A 2,433-nucleotide genomic window follows, 5' to 3' on the forward strand; every position below is an offset into this window, starting at 1 on the left:
GTTGGCGGCCTTATCGTCGACAACACGGTGAAGTCGGTGGAGGACAAGGTCTCCATCACGGCGTATGTGTCCGACGATGCCGAGCAATCTGACATCGATACGGTCATGAAGGCCATCGAGAAGATGGACGGCGTGCAAAGCGTCGGCTTCACCACGAAAGACGAAGCCCTGCAGAACTTCAGCAACTCCATGAGCTCCAGCGAAATCGTTGAACAGCTCGATGGCATGAATCCTTTGCCGGCTTCCATCGACGTTGAGCTTGCCGACCCGCAGATGGTTGAGGGCATCGCCTCGCAAATCGAGGCGAACTCCACGTTCGCGAAAATCGCCGACGAAGATAACCCGGCCGACAGCATCAAGTATGGCCAGAGCAGCGTGAAGCGCCTGTTCGAGCTCACGAACTACATTCGCTACATTGGCGTCGCGCTCGTCGCCCTGCTCATCTTCATCGCGCTGGTGTTCATCAACAACACCATTCGCTTGGCCATTTTGGCACGCCGCAAGGAAATCGCCATCATGCGTCTCGTGGGCGCGAGCAACGGCTTCATTCGCGGGCCCTTCCTTATGGAAGGCGCGATGCATGCCGTTATCGGTTCGGCCCTTGCCATTCTGACCATTGAAATGCTGCGCCGCTTCGCGCTGCCGCAGGTTTCGAACACCTTGGCATGGCTGCCCATCGATTTGTCCATGACGTCGTATCTCATGATCTACGGCGCGCTTATTATTGCCGGCTTGGTCATTGCTGGTATTGGTTCGCTGTTCGCTATGCGACGCTACTTGAAGGTGTAAATAGCCCCCATGTCTATGTCTGTGCGACACCGCAAAGGCCATATCGACGTAACGACCCGCAACGCGCGCATCATAAAGCAACTCGCTTTATGCATGTGCGCGGTTGCGCTTTTTTGCGCCGGTTTCGTCGTGCGCGGAAACCACGACCTTATGAGTCGTTTGGGAATTGAAGAGCCAGAAACGAAAGCCGCCGTCCAGGCGGCTTCGGCCGATTCTGGCGAGGTTGCCTCGCGTTTGAATGAGGTTGAAGGCATTTTGGCGAAATCGAGCCTCGATTCCTACGATACCGATGCCTGCACGTCTGCGGTGCTTGATTCGTTCCTCCAGTCCACGAACGACACCTTCACGCGCTACTATTCCGCCGACCGTTACTCGACGTATGTCGACGTGACGGCGTCGGAGGACTATCCGGGCGTGGGCGTGTTCTTCTCGGAATACAACGGCCAAGCCTATGCGCTTGACGTGTTCGAGGGCTCTTCGGCGAGCGACGCGGGCGTTTTGCCCGGCGATTTCGTGGTCGCCATCGATGGCGATCGGTCGCAGGAATGGACGTCGACCGAAGTCATCAATGCCGTGCAGCGCGAGGCTGGCTCGACCGTCGTCATCACGTGGCGTCGACCCACGTCCCTCGATGCTTCAGGCGGCGATGAATTCACCACGACGCTCGTGTGCACCGATTACACTGAGCCGAATGTGACCGCCCAGCTGCAGAACAACGTCGGCTACATCAAACTGCGCCAGTTCACGCAGAACGCCGATTCGCTCGTGCGCCAGGCGATCGAAGAGCTCTCTTCACAAGGGGCCCAGTCGTTCGTGCTCGATTTGCGCGACAACCCCGGCGGCTATTTGAATAAGGCGGTCGACGTGGCTTCGCTGTTCGTGAAGAGCGGCGTCGTGGTCGAAATCGATACGGTCGACGCCCAAACCACCAAGCAAGTTTCGGGCAATGTGGCAACCGATGCGCCGGTCGTCGTTCTTGTGAACGGCAATACCGCAGGTTCCGCTGAGGTTCTCGCAGCTGCGTTGCGCGATTCGAACCGCGCAACGTTGGTGGGCGTCAATACCATGGGCCGCGGCTCCGTGCAGGTTACCAAGCCGCTTTCGTTCGGCGGCGCGTTGCGCTACACGGCCGCGCGCTACAAGAGTCCTTCGGGATATACGATCGATGGCGTGGGCGTGTCGCCCGACGTGGTGATTTCCTTGCGCGAAGGTTCGTCGATCGACAATCAGAAGGAAATTGCCATCGAGACGGCGGGCTCGCTCGTTGTCGACTAGAACAGGCGCTGTATTTACATATGCTTGCTTCCAGGCCGAGGTTACGACGTAGTTCGCGACCTCGGCTTGTTGTTTCGTTGCATAGGTTTGCCTTTGGCGCCTTACGCCTTGCTTGGCGCTTCGTGGGTTTTTGCGGTTACGGTTCGCTTTCGACCCTTCCTTCTGGCTGCGTTCTGTGCGAAAGTAACCACGATTTTGCTTATGTCTCGATAGACTGCGAGCTTCGGTGGGCTTCGCAGCTGCTTCTTCTGCTCATATTCCATTTGACTTATGAAGGGATGCTATGTCTCGTTCACGTACAAGAAAAAGCTCTGCCCGCCGTACCCCGCGCATTTTGCCGCAAGGCGTTCTGAAAATGTCGGGCGCTGG

Annotated in this window: 2 protein-coding genes; both read left to right on the top strand. The window is 57.5% G+C overall.

What is annotated here, in order from left to right; all coding sequences use genetic code 11:
• On the top strand, positions 1-789 hold a 789-nt coding region (gene ftsX / locus ACWI8T_RS09485), incomplete at its 5' end, for a permease-like cell division protein FtsX (RefSeq protein WP_449138765.1).
• Between the two features lie 9 nt (positions 790-798).
• Entirely contained in the window at positions 799-2,064 is a 1,266-nt protein-coding gene (locus tag ACWI8T_RS09490) for a S41 family peptidase (protein WP_449138766.1), read from the top strand.
• The last annotated feature ends 369 nt before the right edge of the window (positions 2,065-2,433 follow it).

This window comes from Slackia sp. (assembly GCF_977041755.1).

Coding starts and splice junctions, on each gene's coding strand:
- ACWI8T_RS09490 (WP_449138766.1), top strand. CDS start 799: ATGTCTATGTCTGTGCGACACCGCAAAGGCCATATCGACGTAACGACC.